We start from the raw sequence: 23792 nt of genomic DNA, 5'->3' as shown, positions 1-23792 counted from the left end.
TTCGGGTCAGTCGGGCGGGAAGGGGCGCCCCATGAGCCGTTGCTGGCCACCGCGCCGGCCTCGGCGGGGCCGGCGCCGTGCCGGCCTGGCCGCGGTGCTTGCCGCCACCACCCTGCTCGGCCTGGCCGGCTGCACCGACGCCCCCGCCGAGCCGATCCGGCTGGACATCGCCACCGGCAGCCGGGCCGGCGTCTACTACGTGTTCGGCCAGGCGTTCGCCACGATCGTCAACCGGGAACTGCCGCAGGTGCGGGCCGAGGTCGTCGTGACGACCGCCTCGGCCGAGAACGTCCAACTGGTTGGCAGCGGCCGGGCCCAGCTGGGCTTCACCCAGGCCGACATCCTGCCGCGGAACGGAAACGAGGTCGTCGGCGTCGCCCGCGTGTACGACGACCTGCTGCACCTGGTGACTCGTTCCGACGCCTCGATCCTGCGGTTGGAGGACCTGCGCGGGCACCGGGTCTCGGTGGGCGCCTCCGGCTCGGGCACCGAGGTCACCGCCAACCGCCTGCTCGACGTCGCCGGACTGGCCCACAAACCGGACGACGCGCAGCCCGTACGGCTGGCGTACCTCAATCTCGACGCGTCCGCCGAAGCGCTGCGCAACGGGGAGATCGACGCATTCTTCTTCTCCGGCGGGCCGCCGGTCAGGGCGGTCGAGCAGCTCGTCGCCGAGATGCCGGTGCGGCTGGTCGACCTGGAGGTCTGGACCGAGCCGCTGCGCGAGCGTTACAGCGAGGTCTATGTCGCGCGGGACATCCCGGCGACCGCGTACGGCATCGAGCCGCTCAGCACCGTCGCCAACCCCAACTACCTGGTCGTCGGCCCTTCGGTACCGGAAGACCTGGTCTACGAGCTGACCCGGCTGTTGATGCAGCACCGCGACGAACTGGGGATCGCCCACCCGGCCGCCGGTCGGATGAACCTCCAGTCGGCGATCGCGACCGCGCCGCTGCCGCTGCATCCCGGCGCCGCCAGGTACTACCGGTCGGTCAAGCCGTGACCGGCTGGGCCGACTGAAACCACAGCCGGGCGTCGAGGCCGCGGCTGTCGGCCCGGCGCATGGTGAGCCGTCCGCCGGACGCGTCGGCCAGCACCGCGACGATGGTCAGACCCAGCCCCGATCCGTCGATGTTCTGCGCGTCCGGCGCCCGCCAGAACCGTTCGGTGGCCTGCTCGAGCTGCGCGTCGCTGAGCCCCGGCCCGTCGTCGCGGACGTGCACCGCGACCCCGTCCTCGGTGGGCACCACCGACACCTCGATGCGCCCGTCCGGGCCGCCGAACTTGACCGCGTTGTCGATGAGCGCGTCCAGGCTCTGGTCGAGCGCCGTCGGCACCGCCTGGATCAGTGCGACCGCGGGCGTCGGACGCAGTGTCAACGTCATCCCCGTACGGCGGGCCAGCGGCTCCCAGGCCGCGACCCGTGACCTGGCGACGGCGACCGCGTCGACGGTGACCAGCCGCCGCTGGCCGCGTTCGGCCCGGGCGAGGGTGAGCAGCCCGTCGAGCACCTTGGCGAGCCGGTCGGTCTCCTCCAGGGCGAGCTGGTGCTCCTGCCGGCCGTAGTCGTCGGTCAGGCTCGGCCCCAGTTCCTCGACCCGCAGCCGCAGCGCCGTGAGCGGGTTGCGGAGCTGGTGGCTGGCGTGGGCGACGAAGGCGCGTTGCCGCTCCATCGCGTCCGACACCGCGCCCGACATCTCGTTGAAACTGCGGGCGAGGCGCCGCAACTCGGCCGGTCCGGCCCGGTCCGAGATCTGGGTCCGGCCGTCGCCCGCCGCGATCTCCAGGGTCATCGCGTCGAGGACCGTCACCGGCCGCAGCACCCAGTTGGCCATGCCCCACGCGGTGACCACGCAGGCCACCGCGGCCATCAGACCGAAACCGCTGAAGACCGCCAGCCACAGCATCACCGCCTCGCGGCGCCGGTCGGTCGGCGACGCGGTGATCACCATGCCGAGCACCTCGCCGCCGTCGTTGATCGGCACCGCGACGATCATCGGGCCGTCGCTCCACGGCCACAACTGCTCCTCGGAGGCGTACTGCTGCCCGGCCAGGGTGACCCACATCGCGGCGTCGAACTGCCCGGTGTGCGGACGGCGGCTGCCGGCCCGCACGACCGTACGGCCCTCCCGGTCGACGACCGCCGCGCCGATGCCGTACAGCTCGTCGTAGCGGCGCAGTTCGGCGGTGAGGGTGCCGAACGCCTCGGTACGCAGCGCCGGCCGGGCCAGCGCGGCGAACCTCGTCGCGTCGGCGAGCCGGTCCGCCCGCAGCAGTTGGGTCTCCCGGCTGACCAGGGTGAACGCCAGAGGGATCTCCAACGCCAGCAGCACCAGGGCAAGCAACAGCAGATAGCTGAGCGCGAGTCGGCGGCGCACGGCGACTATTCGCCGCGCAGCCGGTAGCCGACGCCGCGTACCGACTCGATCAGCCGGGCGTCGCCGAGCTTCGTACGCAGCGACCCGATGTGCACCTCGACGGTGTGCCGGGCCACCCAGGTCGTCTGCCACACGTCGAGCTGGATGCGGTCACGGGTGATCACCAGACCGGGCTGGCGGGCGAGGGAGAGCAGGATGTCGAACTCCTTGCGGGTGAGCGCGACCGGGCGGTCGTCTACGGTCACCGCCCGGGCCGCGACGTCGATCCGCAGCCGGCCGGCGACGATCACCTCCGGCTCCGGTGCGGCGTACGACGCGCGGCGCAGCACGGCCTCGATCCGGGCCTGCAACTCGTCCATGGAGAACGGCTTCACCATGTAGTCGTCGGCGCCGACGCGCAGGCCGACGACCCGGTCACGTTCCTCGCCGCGGGCGGTCACCGCGATGATCCCGAGCCGGGCACTGCGCCCCCGCAGGGTACGACACACGTCGAGGCCGTCCCCGTCGGGCAGCGAGAGGTCCAGCAGCACCAGGTCGCACGGGGCCGCGCTCAGCGCCGCGGCGGCGGTCGCCGCGTGCTCGACGTCGTAGCCGCGGCGGGTCAGTGCCGAGTTCATCGCGGTGGCCACCCGCCTGTCGTCCTCGACCAGCAGAATCCGCATGCGTCAACTCCTCGGGCGGTCCGCCGGGCGAGCGGGCGACGTCGATCGTGGCGCGGGTCGTCCCCACCGCCAGCATCCGGCGTCAATGATCGTCATCCCGCGCTGACAATTGTCAACACCGGCCGCAACCACGGCTGGGCCGCGGGCGCACCGGCGGTGCGCCACGCGGTACGGGATCAGCCGAGGGTGGCGTCGTAGCGCTGCCGCAGCGTCGACCAACCGTACTCCCGGGCGGCCTCGCCGACGACCCGGTCCACCTCGTGACCGTCGAGGACGGTGGCGAGTACGGCGAGCGCGACGTGCCAGCCCGCGGCGTACATGCCGCGGCCCGGGTGCTCGTCGAAGGTGTGTTCGAGGGTCAGCAGCGAGCCGTCCGGGGTCGGGGTGAGGGTCCAGCGGAGCAGGTGGTCGCCCCAGCGGTGGACGAGTTCGCGCGGCGGGTCGCAGACCAGCACCTCGGCGTTCTCGGGTTCGTCCTGCGGCGTCTCGCGCGCCGTGGCCGGCCCCACGGAGTCGAGCGCGCGGTTCGGCCCGACGGGCGACCAGGTACGCAACTGGTCGGGTTCGGTGAGTTTCGGCCATACCCGCTCGACCGGGTGCGGCAGCGGCCGGGTCATCGTCAACACCCAGCGTCCGGCCACCTCGGCCAGCGTGGCGTCGGTGGCGTCGTCGTCGATCCGTGCGGTCACGGTCGGGTCGATTCCCTTGCCCTGTTCGGTCACTTATTTCTCCTCGTCGAGGCTGCGGGCCAGCCGGTCGAAGCTGGCACTCCACATCTGGCGGTAGGGCGTCACCCAGGCGAGCACGTCGGGCAGCGGGTCGACGGCCAGCCGGTAGACCCGCCGCCGGCCGGCGACGGTGGCGGTCACCGCGCCCGCCTCGCGCAACACCCGTAGGTGCTTGGACACCAGCGGCTGGGGCAGTCCGAGGGCGGTGATGAGCGCCCCGACGTCACGTTCCTCGGCCCGCAGGAGGTCGAGGATTCGGCGCCGGGTCGGGTCCGCGATGAGGGTGAAACCATCCACCGGTAAATCATGCCTCTGAGGTTATATGAAATGCAAGGCATATGAAGACGCCCCGCGGCGACAGGTCGTCACCGCGGGGCGTCGCGTCGCCGCCGGTCAGACCCGGCTCAGCGAACGCCCGTGCTCACGCGCCGAAGACTCGGCCTCGGCCCGCAACTGGGCCGCGAGGTCGCGGAAGTCGGCCAGCGCCGGGTTCTCCCCGGCCAGGGTGAACTCCGCCTCGACCACCTTGAGGTCGAGCTGCCACAGGTCGGCGAGGACCCGCCGGGTGTACGGCGTCGCGTGGTCCCAGCCCTCGCGCGGCGTGCCGGCGCCGTAGCCGCCACCGCGGACGGTCACCAGCACCGCGGGCTTGCCCGCGATCGCCGGCGGGACGCCCGCGGCCAGCCGGGGGTCGGTGATGGCCAGATCCGTGTACGTCTTGAAGTGCTGGGACACCCCGTAGTTGTAGAGCGGTACGGCGAACAGCAGCGCGTCGGCGGCGACGAGTTCGTCGACGATGGCCGCGGCGAGTGCCCTGGCGGCACGTTGGCCGTCGCTCCACTTCTCGACGGGGGTCTGTCCCGCGCTGACCGAGTCTGCCCACGCGGTGGCCGGGACCGGCTCGAGTCCGATGTGCCGGCGGGTGACCGGGGCGTCCGGATTGGTCTCACGCCAGGCGGCCTCGACGGTGTCGGCGATCTCGCGGCTGTGTGAGCCGTCGATGCGGATGCTGGCGTCCAGGCGGAACAGGGACATGGTGCTCCTTAGGAGAACGGACGCGGGAGCACTAGCCGCCCGCGTGGTACTAGCTAAAACCTAGCACCCTCGGAAGAACTAGTTCTCAGGCCGTTAACATGAACACATGCGGGCAGGGCAGCGCGATGCGGGACGGGAAGAACTCCGGTGTGCGGGTGCCCTCGTCCGGGTCTTCGAGATCCTCGGCAAGCGCTGGAACGGCGTCATCCTCGCCACCCTCAAGTCCGGGCCGGCGAGCTTCTCGGAGGTCGCCCGCTCGGTTGCCGGCATCAGCGACTCGGTGCTCTCCGACCGGCTCAGCGAACTGGTACGGGTGGGGCTGGTGATCCGTACGGTCGTCGACGCCCGCCCGCCCGCCGTCAGCTACGGACTGACTCCCGCCGGCGACGCACTCGTGCTCGTGCTTGACGAGCTTGCCGGCTGGGCCGACGAACACCTGCCGGACGCCTGACCGGGCGCCCGGTCGCCCCCGGCCGGGATCTCCCTCCAGCGCCGCGCCCGGTCGCCCCCGGCCAGGGATCTCCCTCCACCGCCCCGCCCGTCGGGGCGATATGTGCCGAGAAGTCCCTCGTGGCCGGCCATTCGTGCGAGGTCGCGCTGTTGATCTGGGCGGCAGGGACCTTATCCACGCGCGTTAAGGTCTCTCCCGCCCAGATCGGCAAGGGCCGCCGTCGACGTTCTGGCAGGAAGCGGCGCCCGCCGCTGACCCGCCGCCCGGGATGAACCGGACGGGCCGGTCGGATGGTGATCCGGCGCCCGGCCGTCGGTGGGGGGTCGACCCTCATCGCCGGGGCCCCGGAATGCGGGGCGGGGTGGCGTCGTTGTGGATGGCCGCGGCCGAGGTAGCACCGTGCCTGGCGCCGGTCCGGCGGGATGTCGGCGGGTCGGAATGGTCCGGGGTGCGGGTGCGTTACACCCGGTCCGGACGTGAGCAGCACCCCCCGCGCCGCGTCCCCCGCTCTTGTTTTGCCCCGCGTGAGAGGCATGCGTGTGGGCGGCCGTCGGACAACCCCCCGTCCGGCTGGCCTCCAACCCCCCCTCGAACAAAGGACACCCCCATCATGAACATGTTCGCCACGTACACCCGTAAGGCTCTGCTGGCCACCGCCGGTATCGCGCTGACCGCCGGCCTGGCCGGCCCGACCAGCGCCGCCCTGGCCGCCGAACCCACCACCACGCAGACGGTCGCGGTCGCGCAGACCATCGCCCGGACCGCCGACACCCCGGGCGCGCCGACGGTCGAGCAGTTGATGCCGGCCGGTGTCCCGGACAACCAGTCGAGCTTCACCCCGAACGCGGAGCAGCTCGACAACGCCCGCAAGATCATCGACGCGGGTAAGGACATGAACCTGCCGCCACGCGCCTGGACGATCGCGATCGCCACCGCCCTGCAGGAGTCGAAGCTGGAGAACCTCGGCCACCTCGGCGACCGTAACGACCACGACTCCCAGGGCCTGTTCCAGCAGCGACCCTCCAGTGGCTGGGGCACCGTGGAGCAGATCACCGACCCCGACTACTCCGCCAAGGCGTTCTACAAGGGCCTGGCCCAGGTCGACGGCTGGGAAGACATGCCACTGACCGTCGCCGCGCAGACCGTACAGGTCTCGGCCTACCCCGACCACTACGCCCAGTGGGAGAAGATGGCCGCCGACATCATCACCGACACCACCAAGTAAGACCACTGAACGTGGGCGCCTCCCGAACCCGGGAGGCGCCCACGTTCGCGTATCACCCCGCCGGCCGGCCGTCGATCGGCAACCGGAACAACGCGTACGGCTTTCGTCGCAGGTCCTGGCCCAGTTGGAACCTGGCCTGCCGGTGCAGTTGGTTCGCGGTGACGTAGAGGTAGCCGTCGCTGCTCACCGACATCGCGTCCGGCCACAGCAGCCGGGGATCGTGCGCGATCGTCTCGTACTCGCCGTCGGTTCGCCGGCGCAGGACCGCGTCGTGCTCGTACGCGGTCAGGTAGACCCGGCCCAGGTGGTCGGTCTCCAGGCCGGCGGCGCCGCTGCCCTTGTCGCCCTCGTCGACGACGGTCGCGGCCACCGCGGCGTCGTCGAGCGCGGGGTCGGCCAGCGCGTCGACCGAGACGCTGTAGAGGCGGCGGGACGCCAGCGGGCAGTAGTAGAGCCGGCTGCCGTCCGGGGAGATCGCGAGCCCGTCCGCGCCGACCGTGACCGGTCGGGCCGGGCCGTCGACGGGTCGTTCCACGAACGGCCGCCCCTCGACGACCGGGCGGAACGTGCGCGGGCCCTCGGCACGGGTCGACGGGTGCCCTTCCAGCCGCCGCCAGGCGGCGCCGGTCACCAGGTCGACGACCACGATCGCGTTGGGCCCCTTGTCGGTGGCGTCGGTGACGAATGCCAGGCCGCCGGTGCCGCGCCGCAGGTCGATCCGTACGTCGCCCAGGTACGCCGTCGGCGGCGCCACGTCGGGCCCCAGCACGATCGTCTGCGCGACGGTGTCGTCGGTCAGGTCGACGCAGACGAGCTTGGGCCCGCCGGTGACCACCGGCCGGAACATCGGGCTGCCCGAGTCGAGGATCCACAGCCGGTCGGCGGCGTCGACGACGAGGCTCTGTGCCGACACGAAGCCGTGCGGATCGTCGTCGGTGACGGGGGAGTTCCACCGCCGGTCCGGGTACGGTTCGCAGTGCCCGTCCCGTAGTTCGGTGACCGTGGCGGCCGCCTGTTCGTCCCACTGCGGAAAGTTGACGAAGATGCGTCCGGCGCGGGACAGCGCCACCCCGGCCGGCATCGGCCCGCTGAACGTGGCGACCACTTCCAGCGGTACCACGGGGTTTTCGGTGGTCAGTGGGACGCCCATGCTTTCCCTTCCTTCACCCGGTTCCGCTGCCTACCCGCGTGGTGTTCCGGTGAACCCGGTCAGGGCTTGAACTCGCTGCGCAGGCGCGGCAACCACTCGGGATGCTTTTCCCGCAGGTACTGGATGAGCTTCTCGCGCAGTTCGCAGCGCAGGTCCCAGGCGCTCGGCCCGTCACTGGCCGAGGCCAGGACCCGGAGGCAGATCGCCGTGTCGGTGACGTCGATGACCTGGAGAACCCATTCGGACTGGTCCCACAACGCGGTCTGCTCCAGTAGCCGGTGCGTCTCGGCCCGGATCTCGTCGACGTGCGCGGTGAAGTCGAGGTGCAGGGTGACGGCGGCGAGCACCCGTGCCTCGTGCCGGGTCCAGTTCTGGAACGGCTTGGTGGTGAAGTAGCTGGTCGGCAGCATGAGGCGGCGCTCGTCCCAGAGCCGTACGACGACGTGGGTGAGCTTGATCTCCTCGACCCGACCCCATTCGCACTCCACCACGACGACGTCGTCGATGCGTAGCGCGTCGGTGAACGCCAGCTGCAGACCGGCGACCGCGTTGCCGAGCGTGGTGTGCGCGGCGAAACCGAGGATGACGCCGGCGACACCGGCGGAGGCCAGCACCGACGCCCCGAAGGTCCGCAGCGGCGCGTACGTCATCGCGACCGCGCCGATCGTCAGGACCGTGATGACCAGGGCGGTGATCCGGCGCATCAGGCTGATCTGGGTACGGGCCCGACGGACCCGCCGGTTGTTGGCGACGTTGACCGGTAGCCGCCGGAACGCGACGTCCTCGGCGACGAACAGCACCTTGACCATCAGCCAGCCGGCCGCGACGATCACCGCGATCTGCGCACCGTGCTCGTAGGCGGCGAGCTTGAAGTCGGACACCCCGGTCTTCGGCAGCACGAAATAGAGCGCGGCGGAGACCAGGAGCAGCACCCAGGGCCGGAAGCAGGCCCGGTGCAGCTTCATCAGGAACGGTTCGTACCGGCGGCGGGCGACGAACTTGACGGCCATCCCGGACAGCCAGGCGAACAGCCCTGCGCTGATGGCTGTCACCGCGACGATCAGGAACGCCCTCATCGCCGTGCCGCTTTCCCGCGCACCGGCGACGTTAACGCGGCGACCGGAGGCCGTCGGGCGGCCCGGTGATCGCGGTGATCAGGGACGGCGTACCCCGCCACGCCGGCGACACGCCGGCACTACTCCCTGATCACCGGGATCCTGGGTCAGCGGAGGCCGGTGACGGCGGCGTCGCGGGCGCCGCGCCACACGATGCCGGCCTCGCGGAAGCCGGCGGTGCGCAACGCGCCGAGATGCCAGGAGACCGGCGGGTCGGACTCGGTGGTGTGCCGGTCGGCGAAGACCTTCCGCCGCTCTTCCAGCAGCGGACCCAGTTCCGGGTCCTTGGCGACGTGGTCCCACCACGCCTCCCACGACAACACCGCGCCGGCGGCATACCGCGCCTCGCGCCGGGCCCGCTCCCGGTCGCCGAGCATGACGGTCAGCGCCGGCAGGCCGTCGTCCGGCATGTGGTCGACGTTGATGAACACCCCGCCCGGGCGTAGCACCTCCCGGATCTCCGCGTAGAGCGCCGCGAGCCGCTCCGGCGCGATCCAGTGCAGGGCGGTCGCGGTCAGCACCGCGTCGTACTCACGGTGCGGCAGCGCCGCCACCCAGTCGGGCGTACGCAGATCCGCGGTGACCACCGTCGACCGGTCGTCGAGCGACTCGCGGGCGATGGTGAGCAGCACCGGGTCGACGTCGAGCAGGGTCGTGGTGGCGTGCGGGAACCGGCGCAGCGTACGCAGCGAGATCGAGCCGGTGCCGCCGGCCAGGTCGAGCACGGTCGGGGCCTGGCCGGGGCTGGTCGCCTCGACGGTGTCCAGCAGTGCCGTGAACCGCTCCTCGCGGTCCGGCAGGTAGGCCTCCTGCTGGTGGTCCCAGCTCTCCTGCCATGCCGCCGCGTCGATCCGGTGCCGGGCGCGTGCATCCGCGTAAGGAGTCATGGGCGTTAGACTAGTTACGTGCCGATTCGCTGTCGAGTGCGGGCGCTCTAAGTCGCACCGCGCTAGCGTTTCGGGGGTGACTGGAGACACCGACACGGTCCTGCCCACCCCGCCCGCCGACCTGCCCCGCACCGCGGGCGAACTGCGCGCCGCCGGGCACCGCTACCGAACCGTCAAGCAGGAGCTCCGGGAGAACCTGCTGGACCGGATGCGGAGCGGCCAGCCGCGCTTCCCCGGCGTCGTCGGATACGACGACACCGTGCTCCCCGAGGTCGAACGGGCCCTGCTCGCCGGCCACGACCTGGTCCTGCTCGGCGAGCGGGGCCAGGGCAAGACCCGGCTGCTGCGCTCGCTGGTCGGTCTGCTCGACGAGTGGACCCCGGTGATCGCGGGCTCGGAACTCAACGAGCACCCGCTGCGCCCGCTCACCCCCACCGCCCGGGCGCTGGCCGCGCAGGCCGGCGACGACCTGCCGGTCGCCTGGTTGCACCGCTCGATGCGCTACGGCGAGAAGCTCGCCACCCCCGACACCAGCGTCGGCGACCTGATCGGCGACGTTGACCCGATCCGGGTCGCGCAGGGCCGCACCCTCGGCGACCCGGAGACCATCCACTTCGGGCTCGTGCCGCGCACCAACCGCGGCATCTTCGCCGTCAACGAACTGCCCGACCTGGCCGAGCGCATCCAGGTGTCGCTGCTCAACGTGCTCGAGGAGCGCGACATCCAGGTCCGCGGCTACCAGCTCCGGCTGCCGCTCGACATCCTGCTCGTGGCCAGCGCCAACCCCGAGGACTACACCAACCGGGGCCGGATCATCACCCCGCTCAAGGACCGGTTCGGCGCCGAGGTGCGCACCCACTACCCGCTCGAACTCGACCTCGAACTCGACCTGATCCGGCAGGAGTCCGACCTCGTCGCCGCCGTACCGGAGCACGTCCTCGAGGTGGTCGCGCGGTTCGCCCGGGCGGTCCGCGAGTCGCCTTCGGTCGACGCCCGCTCCGGCGTCTCGGCCCGGTTCGCCATCGCGGCCGCCGAGACCGTCGCCGCGTCGGCGCTGCGCCGGGCCGGCCTGCTCGGTGAGACCGGGCCGGTCGCCCGGGTCGGTGACGCCGTCTCGGTGACCAGCACGCTGCGCGGCAAGGTCGAGTTCGAGAGCGGCGAGGAGGGGCGGGAGACGGAGATCCTGGGCCACCTGCTGCGTACCGCCACCGCCGAGACGTTCCGGGCCCGGCTGGCCGGACTCGACCTGTCCGGCTTCACCGACCTCGTCGCGCAGGGCGAGGTCGTCGAGACCGGTGAACTCGTCGCCGCCGACGAACTGCTGCGCCAGGTCGGCACCGTGCCGGGGCTGGCCAAGGTGCTCGACCGGCTCGGGCTCGGCGACGCGCCCACCCCCGGCGAGGCCGCGGCCGGCATCGAGTTCACCCTCGAAGGGCTGCACCTGACCCGCCGGCTGGCCAAGGACGTCACCGACGACGGCCGCACCCGGTACGGCGTACGCGACCAGGGGCGGGGCTGACCCGTGGCCGCCGGCAACCGCTACCGGTACGGCTCCTGGCGCGGCGGACCCGACCCGCTCGCCCCGCCGTACGACGTACGCGCCGCGGTCGACCAGGTCGGCGCCGAGGTCCTGAACGGTGGCAGCCTGCGCGAGGCACTGCGGGACCTGCTGCGCCGCGGGCCACAGGGGCGGGGCGGCCTCGACGACCTGGCCGCCCGGGCCAGGCGGCTGCGCCGGGAGGCGATGCGCCGCGGCAACCTCGACGGTGCCGTCACCCGCTCCCAGGCCCTCCTCGACCAGGCGCTCGCCGCCGAACGCGACGAACTCGCCCGGCGTGACGACGACGACGCCCGGTTCGCGCAGGCGCAACTCGACAACCTGCCCCGGTCCACCGCCCGCGCCGTCGAGGAACTCGCCGGCTACCGGTGGACCAGCGACGAGGCCGCCGCACTCTACCGGCAGATCCTCGACGGGCTGCGCGACGAGGTACTCGAACAACGCTTCGCGGGCATCCGCGAGGCGCTGCGCGACCCGGACCCCGCCGCCCAGCGGCGCCTGGCCGAGATGCTCGGCGACCTCAACGCGCTGCTCGACCGGCACGCCCGGGGCGAGGACACCACCGACGCGTTCGCCGAGTTCATGCGCCGGCACGGCGACTTCTTCCCGGAGAAACCCGGCTCGGTCGACGAACTCGTCGACGCGCTCGCCCGCCGGGCCGCGGCCGGCGAACGGCTGATGCGGTCACTGTCGTCGCAGCAGCGCGAGGAACTGTCCCGGCTGATGGACCAGGCGTTCGGCGACGGTCCGCTCGCCGGCCAACTGCGCGACCTGACCGCCAACCTGCGTACGCTGCGGCCCGACCTCGCCTGGGACCGCGCCGAGCGGGTCCGCGGCGGGGAGGACCTCGGGTACGGCGCCGCGGCCGGCGCACTGGAGGAGATCGGCGAACTCGACGACCTGCTCGACCAACTGGGCCAGGAGCATCCCGGCGCCACGCTGGACGACATCGACGTCGAGGCGGTGCAGCGGTCACTCGGCCGGGAGGCGGCCGACGACGTACGCCGGCTGCGGGAACTCGAACGCGAACTGCGCCGGCAGGGCTGGGTCACCCGGGACGGCGACGGGCTCACCCTCAGCCCGAAGGCGCTGCGCCGGCTCGGCGGCACCGCGCTGCGCCGCGTCTTCAACGACCTGTCCGGCCGCCGCCGCGGCCAGCACGACCTGCGCGACGCCGGAGCGGCCGGCGAGGTCACCGGCGCGTCCAGACCCTGGGCGTACGGCGACGAGCAGCCGCTCGACGTCGTCCGTACCGTCTCCAACGCACTACGGCGCGGGGCGGCGGTGCCGGTCCGGCTCGAGGTCGACGACTTCGAGGTGGTGGAGACCGAGCGCCGCGCGTCGGCGGCGGTGGCCCTCTGCGTCGACCTGTCGTTCTCGATGATCTCCGAGGGCCGGTGGGGCCCGATGAAGCAGACCGCACTGGCCCTGTCGCACCTGGTCGCGACCCGGTTTCCGCAGGACGCGCTGCAGATCATCGGCTTCGGTCGGCACGCGCTGCCGCTGTCGCGCGAGCAGTTGGCCGCCGTCGAACCCGACATGGTGCAGGGCACCAACCTCCAGCACGCGCTGAAGCTGGCCGGCCGGCACCTGCGCCGGCACCCCGGCGCCGAGCCGGTCGTGCTCGTGGTCACCGACGGCGAACCGACCGCCCACATCGAGGACGGCGAGGCGGTCTTCATGTGGCCGCCGACGTTGGAGACGGTGCAGGCGACCGTGGTCGAGGTGGACGAGTTGACCCGCTTCGGCGCGACGCTCAACCTCTTCATGCTCGGCGAGGAGCCGGGACTACGCCGATTCGTCGACGCGGTGGCCCGGCGCAGCGGCGGCCGGGTCTTCACCCCGGACACCGAGGACCTGGGCCGGTACGTGGTTTCCGACTACCTGCGCGCCCGCCGCGGCCGCCGCGCCCGCTGACCGGCGACGTGGCTTGTCAGGGTCGTTGAAGGGCCTCGATCAGCAGCCACACCATCGTGGACGGATTGCGCTCGGGTGAGGGTTCCAGTGTCCTGGCCCGGCGCACCGCCGCGTTGACGCCGTCACGGAACTCGGCGTAGTCGAGCGTCGTCTTGTTCCAGTTTCTGACGTGACTGCGGAGCCGATCGCCGGCTCTGCGGGCGTTTTCCAGGTGGGCGTTGCAGTCCGCCTTATGCAAGATCAGCCACACCTCGAAACAAGGGTTGGACCAGGCCATCCGGACATCGCGTTCGATCGCCTCGGCGTCAGCCGTCGCTGTCTCGTAGTGATCTACGTCGCAGACCGCCCACGCCTGGTCGTAGTCGTCGCGGTTCCGTCGCCGATCACCTCGATGGGTGCGCCTCTCTTGAACACCACCGCGACCCGCGCCGCCCGCACCCACGGCTCGGCCTTCAACGCGAGAAAGTAGTCCCGTTCGGTGGACTCTCCGTTGGTGGCGATGAGGATCGCCGTCCGCTGTTCACGCGTCCCTGGTTGCCTTCGCAGGTCGGTTTCGCGCGAAAATCCATGCCGGCGTCGATCAGTGCTTCTTCCGGGCACCGGATTCCTTTCGGCTCGCCAGCGCCTGCTCGAACAGCAATGTCGACATGTCAGGTACGGCCCCGTAATTGCCGTTGAGGTAGCGCCGCTGCCGGTTCTCGCCCTCCTTCCGAGGCTTGAAGTCGCTCAGCGGATACAGGGTCGAAGCTCCGTCATCGTCTTTCTCGGTGAACCAGATCTCGTCTCTGGCCAGGATCTCTTCCGTGTCGAAGGTGCCCAGCAAGGTGGCATCGTGACTGGTGAAGACCAGTTGGCTGTGCCGGGGGTTCGTGGCCGGGTTCTGGAACAGGCCGATCAGCTTGGCGGTGAGCATCGGATGCAGGCTGGCGTCGATTTCGTCGACGGTCATCATGCCACCGCCGTGCAGGACCGCGGCGGCATCGATGGCCAGGTCGAGTAGTTGCTGCGTGCCCGTGGATTCGTCCTCCAGGCCGAGTAATGCGTTACCGCGAGGGCCGTGATGGGCAAAGACCAGGCGGCGCTGGGAGCGGGGCCGGACATGCGCGACGAGGCGTGGCTCGGACACCTCGAAAAGCGCGGCCTCTGGTGGTTCCTCTTCGATCAATTGGACATCGGTGATGCCGACATCCGCGGCCCGGAGCAGGCCGATCAGCACTCCTTGCGCATCCACTTCGTCCGGCCACCGCCTTGCGACCATGTTGGGGTGGCGCCGGAAGGGACCACTGCGGGTGCGGGCGCGGAAGAACCATCGGTACACGGAGTGCATGGGCTGCGCCTCGGGATCCTCCGTCGGCTGGCTGCGCCCGGCGAATCGGGCCACCGTGGAAAGGAACAGCGCCGTCGGGGCGGTGATATCGGCAATGCGTTCCAGATCCGACCGCCTACGGGTCTGCTCGCCCCATGTGAAGTCGTCGCGGTCTCGCTCGAAGACCCGTCGCTGCCGGTTCAACGGGTAGTGGTAAAGCCATTCCTCAGTTACCCGGTCATCGCTGATTGTGAAACCGTAGGTATGGCGTATGCCGCTGAGTAGAAGGTCGACGGCGAAGCTCGACGGCTCTTCCAGGGCGTCGGGATCGAGGCGGAACGGTTCGCGTGTGAGCCCGAGTCCCGGCTCGACCTCGCGGTCGGAGCGAGTCGCGAAATTGCGCATGAAGCCGAGTGCCTGCAGGCAGTTCGACTTGCCGGAGGCGTTCGCGCCGAACACCCCTACGACGCGGACGGCGGTGGGCTGGCCACGGTCCTCTCCCACGGCCCGGTAGAGCGGCGTCAGGTTGAGCTGCTGTTCAGTACGAAAGGAACGATGGTTGGCGAAGCGGAAACTCAGCAGCATCTCGCCCCAACACCTCCTGTGATGCCAGCTTCAAGCCTCCTTGTGCGAGTAAACCACGCGTAGGGCGCCCAGGGGCAGTCATCCAATGTCACGATCTTTGGTTGCGACCTCGGTCAACTGTCAGGGCTTTTCAGCCTCGCCAGTGACGCTGCGGCCCGCCGGGCTGCGCCGAGCCGTCACCCACTCCTCGATGATCTGTCGCATCAAGGTCGACGCCCCGATGCCTCGGGCGGCCGCTGCCCTCTCCAACTCGACCTGGATGTCCAGGTCGATGCCGAGCGTGGTGACCATCTTTGCCGGCCGCCGCTCCCGTACCACCTCTGCCTGGGCGAACAGCTCGCTCAGGTCGTTCCCCATCACGTAGGCGGTACCGGCCGCGGCCGGCATGCCGGCCAGAGCGCCCTGGGGCTCACCCATGAGACAACCCACCTCCCGCCGTGGTCGTGTGGTCCGGCGTGCGACGGGGTGTCGCCATCCGCGGTGACCGGCTGCGAGTGAACCAGGCGGGCGAACGTTGGTGGCAGGGTTCCGATTGCGGAATCGCGCTGGACGGGCTCAGGCGGTGGGGAGGCGGCTTCGGTGGTGGCCCCCGGGCGCAGGCCCTCGGGCGGGCGGAAGGTGCGGCGGTAGGTCGTCGGAGCGACCCCGATCGATCCGTGCAGGTGCTGGCGCAGCGAGGTCGCCGTACCGAATCCGGCCTGCCGCGCGACCTGGTCGACGCTCAGTTCGGTCGTCTCCAGCAGCAGCCGGGCGTGGTCGGTGCGGTGCCGCAGCAGCCACCGGGCCGGGCTGACCCCGGTCTCCTCGCGGAACCGGCGGGTGAAGGTGCGCACGCTCATGTTGGCGTGCGCCGCCATCGCCCGCAGGCTCGGCGGGTCGTCGAGGCGCTGGAGCAGCCAGGTCCTGGTCGGCGCGGTCGTGGTGTCGTCGCCGACCGGCACCGGCCGTTCGATGTACTGTGCCTGGCCGCCGTCCCGCCACGGCGGCATCACACAGCGTCGGGCCGACCGGTTGGCCACCTCGCTGCCGTGGTCGGTGCGGATGACGTGCAGGCACAGGTCGATGCCGGCGGCGACCCCGGCCGAGGTGAGGATGTCTCCGTCGTCGACGAAGAGCACCTCGGGGTCGAGCCGCACCGACGGGAAGTGGTCGCGGAACCGGGCGGCGTACGCCCAGTGGGTGGTCGCCGGCCGGCCGTCGAGCAGTCCGGCCGCGGCGAGTGCGAAGGCGCCGGTGCAGATCGACATGATCCGGGTGCCGCGCTCGTGCGCCGCCCGCAGCGCGTCGGTCAGCTCGGGGTCGAGAGTGCCCTCGGTCAGTGGTGGACCGCCGTGGATGCCGGGCACGACGACGGTGTCGGCGGTGGCGAGGGCGGCCAGCCCGTGGTCGGGCAGCACCCGGTAGCCGGCGGTGCTGCGTACCGGGGCGCCGTCCCTGGTGCAGGTGGTGACGGTGTAGAGATCGGTGTTGCCGACGAGGGTCCGCGCGGTGCAGAACACCTGCGCGGGGGTGCCGAGGTCGAGGCCGACCACCTCGTCGAGGGCGAGTACGACGACCCGGTGCGGGGCGCTGCCCGGGCCGGCCGCCGGCCGTGCCGGGTCCGCTACCGGCCGAGCGGGATCCGATCCGTTCCGTCGTGCTTCGTTCGCCACCGTCATGGCCTGATTATTGCGCATGATGGCTTCCCGGCCACTGTCGCGGGGGTGCCGGCCGGCCGAGACTGGCCCGGTGAGTCGTACCCGTCTTGTCCATCCCGCCTGGCTCGTCGCCGTGGTCGCCTTCGTCGCGCTGGTCGGCGCGGCCGGGTTCCGGGCCACCCCGGCGGTCCTGCTGCACCCGCTGCACGCCGAGTTCCGCTGGCCGCTGGCGACCATCTCGGCCGCCGTCTCGATCAACCTGCTGCTCTACGGCCTGACGGCGCCGTTCGCCGCCGCCCTGATGGACCGGTTCGGCATCCGGCGGGTGGTCTCGTACGCGCTGCTGATGGTGGCCGCCGGCAGCGGGCTGACCGTCTTCATGACCGCGAGCTGGCAGCTCATCCTCTGCTGGGGTGTGCTGGTCGGGCTCGGCACCGGTTCGATGGCGCTGGCGTTCGTGGCCACCGTCACCGGCCGGTGGTTCGTCAAGCGGCGCGGCCTGGTCACCGGGGTGCTCACCGCCGGCGGGGCGGCCGGGCAACTGGTCTTCCTGCCGGTGCTGGCGAACGTCGTCGCGGCGTACGGGTGGCGGGTGGCGGCCCTGATCGTGGCCGGGGCGGCGCTCGCGGTCGTACCCGTGGTGGTGTGGCTGCTGCGCGACCACCCGGCGGATCTGGGTCTGCCGCCGTACGGCGGCACCGAGGTCGTACCCGGCCGGCCCCGACCGGCGGAGCGGCCGCGCGGGCGCTCGGCGCCCTGGCCGCGGCGGCCCGGACCCGGGCGTTCTGGCTGCTCGCCGCCGGGTTCGCGATCTGCGGCGCGACCACGAACGGGCTGGTCGGCACCCACTTCATCCCGGCGGCGCACGACCACGGCATGCCGCAGACGACCGCGGCCGGGCTGCTGGCCCTGGTCGGCCTGTTCGACATCGCCGGCACGATCGCGTCCGGCTGGCTCACCGACCGGATCGACCCCCGGGTGCTGCTCGCCGTCTACTACGGGCTGCGCGGGCTTTCGCTGCTGGTGCTGCCGAGCCTGTTCGCCGAGACCGCCGGACCGAGCATGCTGGTGTTCATCGTCTTCTACGGTCTCGACTGGGTGGCGACGGTGCCGCCGACGGTCGCGCTGTGCCGGGAGTACTTCGGCGACGCCGGGGCGGTCGTCTTCGGCTGGGTCTTCGCGTCGCACCAGCTCGGCGCGGGGTTCGCCGCCACCGCCGCCGGTCTGGTCCGCGACCAGCTGGGCACCTACGTGCTGGCCTGGTATGTCGCCGGCGGCCTGTCGATCGGGGCGGCGGTGTTGTCGATGATGCTGCGCCGGCGGCGGGCCGACCGGACGAAGTTGCCCGACGTCCCGGTCAACCCGAGGTCCGACGCGCTGACCTGACTGTGAGCATGGCGGGGTCGGTTCAGGTCAGCAGCTTGGCGCGGAACGCGTTGGCCACCGCGTGGGCGCGGTCGTCGGCCTGGAGCTTGCGCAGGATCCGCCGTACGTGGGTCTTGACCGTCTCGCTCGACAGGTTGAGGTCGCGGGCGATCTGAAGGTTGGAGCGGCCGTCCGCGATCAGCCGTACGACCTGGACCTCGCGGTCGGTCAGCCGGCCTCTCGCGGGTTCGGCGGTGTTGCAGCGCTGGGTGGGGATCGCCGCACGCGACGCGTAGTGGTCGCCGCCGTTCGCCGCCCGCCGGGCGAGCAGCGGCATCAGCGCGTTCGCCCGCGGATGGTCGGCCGGTGCCTCGATGGCGCAGAAGACGAGCAGGAGATGGGCCAGCGCCGCCAGCCCGTCGTAGTCGACGCCCTGCACCCGGATCGGCAGCGGCGGAACCGGAAGTGTGCCCGCCCGGCCCGACTCGCAGACCAGGATCCGGGCGGTCGGGAGTTGGAAGGCTATCCGGCGCAGCGCGGCCCGGCGGTTGTCGCCGAGTGCGCTGGCGTCGAGGACGACCAGGTCGACCTTCTCGTCGGGAGCGCCGAACGGCTCCCGGGCGGTGATCCGTGCGGTGAGTACCGATGCGATCCCGAGTCGCAGGGCGTAGGCGTTGATGCGGTCGGCGGTGCCGGCTGCTTTGACGCCCAGGACGACAGTTGGCATTGCGCCACCCCTTCAGAGCCTGCCGACGACATTGAGCAGACTAACTCCGGGAATCCCATTCTGTCACGCCTGCGTTACAGTCAGGTCGTCACGTGGACGGGCCGCGCGGACGGCGGCGCGGCCCGGCTCAACCGTGCGGAGCGGCCGGCCGGGGCGGCACCCCGAGCGCCGCACACGCCTCGTGGTACATCCGCACGACCTCCTTGCGGACCTGCGGGCGTTCGGTCAGCCGCTCGCTGAACGGCACCCGTACGGGCACCGGGTCCCCGTCGACGGTGGCGGCGAAGTCGATCCCGTCCGCGTCCATCCCGGTCATCCGGGCGGCGGTGGCGGTCGGCCGGCCACCCAGCGACCGGCAGATCAGCAGCGAGTCGTCGGGATGGTCGTCGTTCATGTGGCGGCTGATCGCGGCCACCACCTCGGGCGGAAAGGGCTCCACGGTACGGCCCAACTCGGCCAGCACGGCGGTGTTGTGCCGGTATGCCAGCGTCACCTCCCCGACCAGGCGCTCGAACTCCGCCTCGGAGATCGGCATGGCGTCCAGCCGGCGGCGGTAGGCGTCCTTGTACGCCCGGGGGTCGTCGATCGCCGGGAAGCGGTAGAAGTCCACGCCTCCGTCGTCGCCCAACCCGTACGCCTTCGCGACCGCGCGGCCGACGAACAACCCGCCGGACAGGTCGCCCAGGTAACGGGTGTAGTGATGGGCGACGAACCCGGCCGGCCAGGTCCGGCACACCTCCCGCATCCGCTGCACGTACGCCGCCGTCGCCGGATTCGGCGCGATCCGGTCCAGCCAGCCGGCGCCGAGCAGGAACTCCAGGTCGGCCACGAGCGACGGCATCCGGGTGAGCGCGTCATCGACGAAGCCGCCCGCGACCGGGTCGCCGGCCATCGCCGTGGCGGCCTCCTCCAGCACCTCGTAGATGAAGTAGTGCTGGGCGACCAGTTCGGCGTACGCGGTCCGGCTCAGCTCGCCGCCCGTGAGCGCGGTGACGTACCGCTCCGACTCGGCCGCCTCGTGGTCTCGACGGGTCGCCGACCGCAGCCGGGCGGAGAACGACTCGCTTCGCTCGCTCATGGACCTTCCTCCGGGTGGGGGCGGCGCCGTCGGCCGGCGCGCGACCTGCTCCGCGGGGACGCAACCCGCGTCCTGGGAGCCTGACACACCACCAGCGACACACCAAGGGTCCGCCGGAGCCGGCCGGCAGGCGATCCCGGCCACCGGTCACGTCACCGGCCCCGGGCCGGGCGGACAGTCAGTCGACCTCGGGCGTCCGGAACGGCTCCGGCACACCGGTGTAGGTCAACCCGGGGTCGAGCAGCACCGACCAGGCCGGCCGGAAGGCCGCGGCGCGACGGTCCATCTCGATCCGGAGATCGTCCGGCCAGGGTCCGGAGATCCCGTCGAACTTCATCCAGTCCGGCCAGGAGTCGTAGTGCCGCTCGACGGTGTGGCCGTCGGTCGAGACCTCCAGCCGCAGGAAGATCCAGTGACCGTGCGCGGGATCGGCCTCGGCCTCCCACAGCCTCTTCGCCAGCTCGCCCACCTCGCGCGCCACGGCCCACTGGTTGTCGCCGGGGCGCCCGACCGGCGCCGCCTCGCCGGGGCCGAAGCACCGCGCGTTGTCGAGTACCTCGAACCGCAGCGAGCACCGCCCGTCGGACTGGGCCCGGGACCGGGCCCAGTCGACCAGGGCGGCCAGTTCGGCGGTCGGCGCCGGGACCGGCCGGGGCAGTTCGGCGGCCGAGCGCATCGCCGCCCACACCAGGTCCTGCCGCTCGTCGTCGCTGAGCATCCGGACCCGGCGGGGCGGCTCGCCGGTCCCGGCCGGCACGGTCGGCGCGGTGCTTCCCGCGACCAGCCCGAACCCGGCGGCCGTCGCCAGGCCGGCATCGAGGTCGACCGGCTGGTTGCCGATCCGGCCGAGCAGCCCGGCGAGCGTGGCGACGTCGACCGTACGGGAGGTGGCGGCGGCGAGCAGTCGGGCCGCGGCGTCGGCCACCTCGGCCTCCTCCGCGGCGTTCGCCGGCTTGTGGCGGGCCCAGCCGAAGACCACCTCACGCAGCGCCCGGTGGGCCCGCTCCTCGCTGACGACCGCCGGCAACGCCGCCGTCAGCCCGTCGGCGATCCCGTCCGGGTACGGCACCCGCGACCAGCCGCCGTCGTACCAGTAGACGAAGCCCAGCTGCTGCTCCTCGGCGAAGCGGAGCAGGTCCGGCCAGGGCAGCCAGACCGGTGCCCCGGCCAGCAGGTCGATCGGGGGACTGGCGTCGGTGGTCGCGGAATACTCGTGGTCGAAGCCGTACAGCACCGCCCGGCCGCCCTCGACCGGCACCAGGCGGCCCCAGTTGCCACCGTGATCGTCGCGGTACGCGGTGCCGCCGTCGATCCACCACACGTCGTCGTGACCGAGCGTGGCCAGAGCCGAGGCGATCGCGCCCCAGCGGGCCAGCAGGACGTCGGGCTCAGCAAGGTCGGTCTGCACGTCGCCCACCCTGCCAGAGGGTCGCAAACCATCGTCGGCTAAGAACGAGGGATGCCGCGCTACCTGCTCTTTCCTGGCCGACACCACCTGCTGACCCGATTCCAGGCCGACTATCTGAGCCGGCTGGCCGGCACCGACGGCACGGTGGTCTGGGCGGTGACGTCGGCGAACCACGAGAACACGAAACGTAACCCGGTGCCATTTCACCGCCGGGAGGCGGCGATTGAACGCTTCAGCGTGCTCGCCGGGCTGCGGTCGGTGGTGGTGCCGGTCTTCGACACCGCGGCGACCGACCGGTTCGCCGAGGTGACGCTGAAGAACGTCGCGGCCGTCACCGGCCTGGAGCTGACCCCGGCCGACACGGTGGTGGCCTGCTCCACCCCGGAGGTGGCCGCGATGTACGCCCGGCTCGGCTTTCCGATCGCCGGCGTGGAGGCCGACGTCGAACCCGCGCCGGCCCGCCCGTGGGACGTGCTGTTGCGGCTGGCCGCCGGTGACCTGACGTGGCGGGAGTCGGCCCATCCGGCGACCGTCGACGTCTTCGACCGCTACCAGTTGGACGACCTGGTCCGCGCCGTCGTCAACGATCCGGTCGTCGGCGACGAGGGCGGGCTGACCGCGACCCGCGACTACCGGACGTACGCCGAGGCGTTCGCCGACGCCGCGCAACGCAAGTGGGCGGCGGTCCGCGACCACGTCCGGCCGGGTCGGATCGTCGACATCGGTTGCGGCGCGGGCGCGGTGCTGGAACTCGCCGACCGGGAGCCGGCGCTGCGGGAGAGCGACCTGATCGGCGTCGAGGTGGCCCGGCACCTGTTCGAGGAGTGCGTACACAAGAAGGCACAGGGCTTCTTCGCCAACCCCAACGTGTTCTTCTACCGGCGCAACGTGCTCGGCGGGGCGGTGTTCGCGCCACGCTCGGTCGACACCACGATGACGTTCGCGCTCACCCACGAGATCTGGTCGTACGGCGACCGGATGGCGTCGCTGCGCCGCTTCGTACAGGCGATCTACGACCACACTGTGCCGGGCGGGGTGTGGATCAACAGCGATGTGTGCGGGCCGGACGGCCGCGACCGCCCGGTGCGGCTGCGGCTGTCCACCTCGGACGGTGCGAACCCGGCGCGGCCCCGGACCGACCTGGCGGAGCTGCCCGCGGCGGAGGTCGCCGCGTACGTCGGCGGGCTGTCCACGCGGGCCCGGCTGGACCAGTTCGCGGTCGACTACCGCTTCCCGTTCGCCCACCGCCCGGTCGAGGGCCGGCCGGAGACGGCCGAGCTGGCGTTCGACGCCGCGATGGACTTCCTGACCCGCAAGGACTACGTCGACAACTGGTTGTCGGAGACCCAGGAGCAGTTCTGCGGGCTGGAGTACGCCGACTGGAAGGCGTTGCTCACCGACGTCGGCTTCGAGGTCGACGCGGCCAGCGGGGCCTACCGCAACGACTGGATCGTGACCAATCGGCTCACTCCGGTCGCCGAGCTGTCCACGCCGGACGGTGGACCGATCGAATGGCCGGTCACCCATGTCCTGTCGGTCGCCCGCCGCCCACTGAACACGTGAGCGGTCGGCGATGAGGTCGCCGGACAGGGCGCCGCGCGAACCTGGCCGGCGTCGGCCCGTCATCCCCGGTCGGCGTCCCGGAGGGCGCCCCCGCCGGGTTTCGCTGTCGTCCGGACCCGGCCTGTTGGTCCGTTGTCGGGTCGGGTGCCCGATTTGACGTAGCCATTCGGAGGAGGCAACGTAGATCGCGGACGGTCATGAACTCGACCGTTCGGATGATCTGCCCGGCTGGGAGTCGGTGCGCCCGGTGGTTCTGCGGACGTCGGGTCGTGTCGGCCACGGCCACCCTGGTGCGTTCATCCGCGCCCGGCCGTGTCATCCGCCGGCGTTGCCGGCCAACGACAACCCGACACGAGAAACCATGGGGAGTTCTTCATGCTCACTCTGACGGACAACGCGGTGACCGTGATCCGTGACCTGACCACCCAGCAGGAGGTGCCGGAGGGGGCGGGTCTGCGCATCGCGACCGACACCTCCGCGGGTGCGCTGACCCTCGGCCTGGCCGCGCAGCCGGCCCAGGGCGACCAGGTGGTCGACAACTCCGGAGCTCGCATCTTCCTCGACCCCGAGGCGGCCCAGATCCTCGACGACAAGGCGCTGGACGCGTCGGTCGACCCGCAGGGCGGCGTCCAGTTCGGCATCACGGAGCAACAGGCGGGCTGACCGGGGCCGCGCCGGCCGGGTGGTCCGGCGGGCCACCCGGCCGGTGCGCGTCAGTCGACGACCCGTACGTCCTTCCAGAACGCGACCCGGTCGCGGACCATGTCCGCCTCGGGCTTGGGGTCCGCGTAGTACCAGACGGCGTCCGGCGACCGGGCGCCGTCGAGTTCCAGCGTGTAGTAGGAGGCGGTGCCCTTCCACGGGCAGATGGTGTGCGTGTCCGACTCGCGGATCAGGTCGTCGCGCAGTGCCGCGCGCGGGAAGTAGTGGTTTCCCTCCACCACGACGGTGTCGGTGCTCTCGGCGATGACCAGGTCGTTCCAGACGGCTTTCGGCATGCCAGCCACAGTAGGCCGC

22 protein-coding genes and 2 pseudogenes are annotated in these 23792 nt (G+C 71.8%); 8 read left to right on the top strand and 16 right to left on the bottom strand.

What is annotated here, in order from left to right; all coding sequences use genetic code 11:
• Positions 1-31: 31 nt before the first annotated feature.
• Positions 32-1003 (top strand): TAXI family TRAP transporter solute-binding subunit, encoded by a 972-nt coding sequence (locus tag Prubr_RS06295; RefSeq protein ID WP_212822486.1) that lies wholly within the window; start codon positions 32-34, stop codon positions 1001-1003.
• Here Prubr_RS06295 and Prubr_RS06290 read toward each other — a convergent pair.
• The 5 genes from Prubr_RS06290 to Prubr_RS06270 all read right to left on the bottom strand — a co-directional run bounded on the left by Prubr_RS06290 (position 993) and on the right by Prubr_RS06270 (position 4803).
• Complete coding sequence (locus tag Prubr_RS06290; protein WP_212822485.1) at positions 993-2378, bottom strand: sensor histidine kinase; 1386 nt, start codon at positions 2376-2378, stop codon at positions 993-995. The two genes, Prubr_RS06295 and Prubr_RS06290, sit on opposite strands and share 11 nt — an antisense overlap.
• Before the next feature lie 5 nt (positions 2379-2383).
• Positions 2384-3040: a response regulator transcription factor gene (locus Prubr_RS06285; RefSeq protein ID WP_212822484.1), complete on the bottom strand. Its 657-nt coding sequence runs from the start codon at positions 3038-3040 to the stop codon at positions 2384-2386.
• Positions 3041-3216: 176 nt separating this feature from the next.
• The gene (locus tag Prubr_RS06280) at positions 3217-3762 is read right to left on the bottom strand and encodes an SRPBCC family protein (protein ID WP_212822483.1); all 546 of its coding nucleotides are present in this window, start codon (positions 3760-3762) and stop codon (positions 3217-3219) included.
• Positions 3763-4065, bottom strand: coding sequence for an ArsR/SmtB family transcription factor (locus tag Prubr_RS06275; protein ID WP_212822482.1), 303 nt, complete (start codon positions 4063-4065; stop codon positions 3763-3765). It abuts the gene before it with no gap.
• Positions 4066-4161: 96 nt separating this feature from the next.
• Positions 4162-4803, bottom strand: coding sequence for an FMN-dependent NADH-azoreductase (locus tag Prubr_RS06270; protein ID WP_212822481.1), 642 nt, complete (start codon positions 4801-4803; stop codon positions 4162-4164).
• A 106-nt stretch (positions 4804-4909) separates the two neighbouring features.
• Here Prubr_RS06270 and Prubr_RS06265 point away from each other — a divergent pair, with 106 nt between their 5' ends.
• On the top strand, positions 4910-5254 hold the full coding sequence (locus tag Prubr_RS06265) for a winged helix-turn-helix transcriptional regulator (RefSeq protein ID WP_212822480.1): 345 nt from the start codon (positions 4910-4912) through the stop codon (positions 5252-5254).
• A 610-nt stretch (positions 5255-5864) separates the two neighbouring features.
• Positions 5865-6479: a hypothetical protein gene (locus tag Prubr_RS06260; protein ID WP_246568379.1), complete on the top strand. Its 615-nt coding sequence runs from the start codon at positions 5865-5867 to the stop codon at positions 6477-6479.
• Between the two features lie 52 nt (positions 6480-6531).
• On the opposite strand, the gene Prubr_RS06255 is transcribed toward Prubr_RS06260, so the two are convergent.
• The 3 genes from Prubr_RS06255 to Prubr_RS06245 all read right to left on the bottom strand — a co-directional run bounded on the left by Prubr_RS06255 (position 6532) and on the right by Prubr_RS06245 (position 9631).
• Positions 6532-7629 carry an L-dopachrome tautomerase-related protein gene (locus tag Prubr_RS06255; RefSeq protein WP_212822478.1) on the bottom strand — a complete coding sequence of 366 codons (1098 nt, stop codon included), beginning with the start codon at positions 7627-7629 and terminating at the stop codon, positions 6532-6534.
• Positions 7630-7688: 59 nt separating this feature from the next.
• A complete protein-coding gene (locus Prubr_RS06250) occupies positions 7689-8705 on the bottom strand; it encodes a mechanosensitive ion channel family protein (protein ID WP_212822476.1) in 1017 nt (338 codons plus the stop codon).
• Positions 8706-8851: 146 nt separating this feature from the next.
• Positions 8852-9631: a class I SAM-dependent methyltransferase gene (locus tag Prubr_RS06245; RefSeq protein WP_212822473.1), complete on the bottom strand. Its 780-nt coding sequence runs from the start codon at positions 9629-9631 to the stop codon at positions 8852-8854.
• 76 nt (positions 9632-9707) lie between these two features.
• Between Prubr_RS06245 and Prubr_RS06240 the strand changes: the two genes are divergently transcribed.
• Positions 9708-11150: a sigma 54-interacting transcriptional regulator gene (locus tag Prubr_RS06240; protein ID WP_246568377.1), complete on the top strand. Its 1443-nt coding sequence runs from the start codon at positions 9708-9710 to the stop codon at positions 11148-11150.
• 3 nt (positions 11151-11153) lie between these two features.
• A complete protein-coding gene (locus Prubr_RS06235) occupies positions 11154-13106 on the top strand; it encodes a vWA domain-containing protein (protein ID WP_212822466.1) in 1953 nt (650 codons plus the stop codon).
• A 16-nt stretch (positions 13107-13122) separates the two neighbouring features.
• Here the strand turns inward: Prubr_RS06235 and Prubr_RS06230 are convergent, their stop codons facing one another.
• The 4 genes and pseudogenes from Prubr_RS06230 to Prubr_RS06215 form a co-directional block, all read right to left on the bottom strand.
• Positions 13123-13548, bottom strand: coding sequence for an RloB family protein (locus Prubr_RS06230; protein ID WP_212822464.1), 426 nt, complete (start codon positions 13546-13548; stop codon positions 13123-13125).
• Positions 13549-13686: 138 nt separating this feature from the next.
• Positions 13687-14997: an AAA family ATPase gene (locus tag Prubr_RS06225; RefSeq protein ID WP_212822462.1), complete on the bottom strand. Its 1311-nt coding sequence runs from the start codon at positions 14995-14997 to the stop codon at positions 13687-13689.
• 120 nt (positions 14998-15117) lie between these two features.
• Positions 15118-15354 carry a hypothetical protein gene (locus tag Prubr_RS06220; RefSeq protein WP_212822460.1) on the bottom strand — a complete coding sequence of 79 codons (237 nt, stop codon included), beginning with the start codon at positions 15352-15354 and terminating at the stop codon, positions 15118-15120.
• A 254-nt stretch (positions 15355-15608) separates the two neighbouring features.
• Positions 15609-16529: pseudogene (locus Prubr_RS06215) on the bottom strand (GlxA family transcriptional regulator); the annotation flags it as partial.
• Positions 16530-16725: 196 nt separating this feature from the next.
• On the opposite strand from Prubr_RS06215, the pseudogene Prubr_RS06210 reads away from it, so the two are divergent.
• Positions 16726-18020 (top strand): annotated as a pseudogene (locus Prubr_RS06210) (MFS transporter).
• Positions 18021-18042: 22 nt separating this feature from the next.
• Here the strand turns inward: Prubr_RS06210 and Prubr_RS36710 are convergent.
• From Prubr_RS36710 to Prubr_RS06195, 3 genes are all read right to left on the bottom strand, one after another.
• Positions 18043-18726: a helix-turn-helix transcriptional regulator gene (locus Prubr_RS36710; RefSeq protein WP_246568375.1), complete on the bottom strand. Its 684-nt coding sequence runs from the start codon at positions 18724-18726 to the stop codon at positions 18043-18045.
• 127 nt (positions 18727-18853) lie between these two features.
• Positions 18854-19804, bottom strand: a complete 951-nt coding sequence (locus Prubr_RS06200; protein ID WP_246568374.1) for a biliverdin-producing heme oxygenase — start codon at positions 19802-19804, stop codon at positions 18854-18856.
• A gap of 178 nt (positions 19805-19982) precedes the next feature.
• Positions 19983-21212: a hypothetical protein gene (locus Prubr_RS06195; RefSeq protein ID WP_212822456.1), complete on the bottom strand. Its 1230-nt coding sequence runs from the start codon at positions 21210-21212 to the stop codon at positions 19983-19985.
• Between the two features lie 51 nt (positions 21213-21263).
• On the opposite strand from Prubr_RS06195, the gene Prubr_RS06190 reads away from it, so the two are divergent.
• Together Prubr_RS06190 and Prubr_RS06185 are read left to right on the top strand one after the other, a co-directional pair.
• Positions 21264-22775, top strand: a complete 1512-nt coding sequence (locus Prubr_RS06190; RefSeq protein ID WP_212822455.1) for a class I SAM-dependent methyltransferase — start codon at positions 21264-21266, stop codon at positions 22773-22775.
• A gap of 375 nt (positions 22776-23150) precedes the next feature.
• Positions 23151-23438: a HesB/IscA family protein gene (locus Prubr_RS06185; protein ID WP_212822452.1), complete on the top strand. Its 288-nt coding sequence runs from the start codon at positions 23151-23153 to the stop codon at positions 23436-23438.
• Positions 23439-23488: 50 nt separating this feature from the next.
• Here the strand turns inward: Prubr_RS06185 and Prubr_RS06180 are convergent, their stop codons facing one another.
• Complete coding sequence (locus Prubr_RS06180) at positions 23489-23773, bottom strand: DUF427 domain-containing protein (protein WP_212822450.1); 285 nt, start codon at positions 23771-23773, stop codon at positions 23489-23491.
• Positions 23774-23792 lie beyond the last annotated feature (19 nt).

Source organism: Polymorphospora rubra (genome assembly GCF_018324255.1).
In the GTDB taxonomy this organism is placed as follows: Bacteria; Actinomycetota; Actinomycetes; order Mycobacteriales; family Micromonosporaceae; genus Polymorphospora; species Polymorphospora rubra.
The sequence above is the reverse complement of the archived record's forward strand: the minus strand, read 5'-3'. Positions and strand labels throughout refer to the sequence as shown.

Bases quoted from the DNA above. Each gene is read 5' to 3' on its own strand.
- Prubr_RS36710 (WP_246568375.1), bottom strand. From the start codon at position 18,726: ATGCCAACTGTCGTCCTGGGCGTCAAAGCAGCCGGCACCGCCGACCGC.
- Prubr_RS06185 (WP_212822452.1), top strand. From the start codon at position 23,151: ATGCTCACTCTGACGGACAACGCGGTGACCGTGATCCGTGACCTGACC.
- Prubr_RS06285 (WP_212822484.1), bottom strand. From the start codon at position 3,040: ATGCGGATTCTGCTGGTCGAGGACGACAGGCGGGTGGCCACCGCGATG.
- Prubr_RS06180 (WP_212822450.1), bottom strand. From the start codon at position 23,773: ATGCCGAAAGCCGTCTGGAACGACCTGGTCATCGCCGAGAGCACCGAC.
- Prubr_RS06225 (WP_212822462.1), bottom strand. From the start codon at position 14,997: ATGCTGCTGAGTTTCCGCTTCGCCAACCATCGTTCCTTTCGTACTGAA.
- Prubr_RS06255 (WP_212822478.1), bottom strand. From the start codon at position 7,629: ATGGGCGTCCCACTGACCACCGAAAACCCCGTGGTACCGCTGGAAGTG.
- Prubr_RS06295 (WP_212822486.1), top strand. From the start codon at position 32: ATGAGCCGTTGCTGGCCACCGCGCCGGCCTCGGCGGGGCCGGCGCCGT.
- Prubr_RS06220 (WP_212822460.1), bottom strand. From the start codon at position 15,354: ATGGGGAACGACCTGAGCGAGCTGTTCGCCCAGGCAGAGGTGGTACGG.
- Prubr_RS06270 (WP_212822481.1), bottom strand. From the start codon at position 4,803: ATGTCCCTGTTCCGCCTGGACGCCAGCATCCGCATCGACGGCTCACAC.
- Prubr_RS06245 (WP_212822473.1), bottom strand. From the start codon at position 9,631: ATGACTCCTTACGCGGATGCACGCGCCCGGCACCGGATCGACGCGGCG.
- Prubr_RS06250 (WP_212822476.1), bottom strand. From the start codon at position 8,705: ATGAGGGCGTTCCTGATCGTCGCGGTGACAGCCATCAGCGCAGGGCTG.
- Prubr_RS06260 (WP_246568379.1), top strand. From the start codon at position 5,865: ATGAACATGTTCGCCACGTACACCCGTAAGGCTCTGCTGGCCACCGCC.
- Prubr_RS06200 (WP_246568374.1), bottom strand. From the start codon at position 19,804: ATGAGCGAGCGAAGCGAGTCGTTCTCCGCCCGGCTGCGGTCGGCGACC.
- Prubr_RS06265 (WP_212822480.1), top strand. From the start codon at position 4,910: ATGCGGGCAGGGCAGCGCGATGCGGGACGGGAAGAACTCCGGTGTGCG.
- Prubr_RS06190 (WP_212822455.1), top strand. From the start codon at position 21,264: ATGCCGCGCTACCTGCTCTTTCCTGGCCGACACCACCTGCTGACCCGA.